This is a genomic window from Xenorhabdus sp. PB30.3 (assembly GCF_963895965.1).
Lineage (GTDB): Bacteria > Pseudomonadota > Gammaproteobacteria > Enterobacterales > Enterobacteriaceae > Xenorhabdus > Xenorhabdus stockiae.
Genome location: NZ_CAWQMW010000088.1, coordinates 1 through 2,204 on the forward strand (window position 1 = coordinate 1; position 2,204 = coordinate 2,204).

Here is a 2,204-nt window from a genome sequence, read left to right on the forward strand (position 1 = left end):
CGAACCGAAATGGGCTGAAGTCAAAGCGATAAGAAGACGAGAAAGGTGTTCAATTGATGAACTGTTTATGACGCATGTAAAATATGTCTAATTATTTTGATTTAGCTATAGCAGAGAAGCATTCAGTATTCAGAAAAGGTGCGGTGTTATCACTGGTTATCGCTGTGGTGATGGTCATTACTGTAGCGGCAGGCTGGGTCGGGCTGCATCAGGCAGAAAAACTTAATCGCATTCACCACTGGGTGACCGAAACCGGGGGAGTCTGGTTAGTCTGGCGGTTAGGCCTGTATGCGGTACTGGGTTGGGGCGGTCAGAAAACCTGGCAAAGGGTAAAACATCTGCCGGCATACCGCGCCGCGTTGATGCGGATGATGGTGGTCAGCCTGCTGTTTATCCTGTTGGGTGAGTATGCCCTGTCAGGCAATACCGGAGGCACACGATGACGGCCAACAGCTATCTGGAATATTTTCTGACACTACTTGGCTGGGTCATCAACAATGGCCTGTGGCATATTCTGATTGCCACTGGACTGTTTACGCTGCCATTAGTGGTAAAAGTGATTGCGGTCTGGCTGAAAGTACGGGAGTGTGGCGAAGAAGACGGTCAGGCCGGGTTACAATCGCTGGCCCGGATTGAAAACACCCTGTACGGCGCGTTCTTCGTGATGGTGGTGTGTTGTGTGCCGCTGGTCAATGTCAGCCTGACCACCCTTCAGTACGATACTTCCCGTGCCAAAAGCTGTGGCACCTGGACACCGCAAACGCCGGAGAACAGTGGCTATGCACCCGTAATATCCAGCCTGAACAACCAGACCGCGGCTGTGCCGCTTTGGTGGGCGGTGGTGCACCGGTTATCCAAGGGACTGACACAGGCGGCGGTGGCATCCATTCCCTGCCGGCCGGATCTGCGGCAACTGCGCTTTGACGTGCAGCACACCCGCATCAGTAATCCGGCTCTGGCGGCGGAATTGCAGGATTTTACCCACGATTGCTATGCTTTAGCGCTTTATCAATGGAAACAACGCGATCGGGAACACACCACCGATCCGATTATCCTGAATGATATCGGCTGGCTGGGTAGCCGGACGTTTTTAGCCGGGGATTACCGGACGCTGCAATCCCGCCTCCCCCGGGCGGATTTTCCGTGGCAGGAGAGCCGGGATAACGGGCGGCCGTATACCGGGCCGAATGGTTATCCGACGTGTCAGGCCTGGTGGTCAGCCGCTCAAACAAACCGGTCTGAAAGACCGGGTACTGGCACAGGCTGATCCGGGGTTGTGGTTGCGTTTGTCAGCGACACTGAAAATACTGGGGAAAAACACGCCGGCTTATCAGGAAGCGGTGATCCGCCGTCTGGTCAGCCCGGTAAACCTGAGCGTTTCACAGGACGGGTATGTGTATGCCGGGTATGGTGGTAGTGCCGATCCCAGCCTGTTGGAGGGTTCTAACCGGATTGGTGCCGCGGCAGGGACGTTAGTGGGCGGATTACTCAGTATGCCGATGTTCGATGCGGTACGTCAGGCGCTGCCGATGATGCAGGCGGTGATCCTGATGGCGTTGTATATCTTAATCCCGTTGCTCCTGCTGTTTGCGGCCTATGAATTTAAGACCGTCTTTACGCTGACATTTGTGATTTTCGCACTGAATTTTCTGACGTTCTGGTGGGAGCTGGCGCGTTGGCTGGACAGCCATTTACTGGAAGCGCTGTACGGCTCAGACACCCACAGCCTGTTTAATCTGGCGGGTATTCAGAATACCTCAGATGATTTAATCATGGGGTTGGTGATGGGCACGTTGTTTATTGTGCTGCCGATGGTCTGGCTGGGCGCTTTAGCGGGGGCCGGGGTACGGGTGGGGGATGTGGCCGGTATGATGTGTCAGGGTGTGGGGCAGGTCAGGCAGTCTACGGGCATGTTCGGGCAGCTGGTGATGCAGAAGATGATGTCCAAAGGAAAGTAATCAGATGCTCTTTTTAAAACTTAAGGGGCAGGATGCTGCATCTTAAGTTGAGTCTGAATTTTCTATTTTCCTTTTTTTAATCTATTGATAATTGTTTCGATACTTAAAATAAGTCATTACACAAATTTAGAAACAAGGCTCATTGTGTGTCTCTTTTTATATTTTCCCTCAATAGAGAATGGCACGGTTTTTTGCCTAAAATAGACGAAATTTTTTAATATTTTGTATATGAATGAGTGTCTATTT

At 51.9% G+C, this 2,204-nt stretch carries 1 protein-coding gene and 1 pseudogene; both read left to right on the plus strand.

Annotated elements, in window-relative coordinates; all coding sequences use genetic code 11:
• The first annotated feature begins 83 nt into the window (after positions 1-83).
• Positions 84-443 (plus strand): hypothetical protein, encoded by a 360-nt coding sequence (locus AACX38_RS05880; RefSeq protein ID WP_228865886.1) that lies wholly within the window; start codon positions 84-86, stop codon positions 441-443.
• Positions 440-1,958: pseudogene (locus AACX38_RS05885) on the plus strand (conjugal transfer protein TraG N-terminal domain-containing protein). Before AACX38_RS05880 ends, AACX38_RS05885 begins: the two are co-directional and overlap by 4 nt.
• Positions 1,959-2,204 lie beyond the last annotated feature (246 nt).

What these genes read in the sequence shown, in the direction of transcription:
- AACX38_RS05880 (WP_228865886.1), top strand. Translation starts at nt 84, where the DNA reads ATGTCTAATTATTTTGATTTAGCTATAGCAGAGAAGCATTCAGTATTC.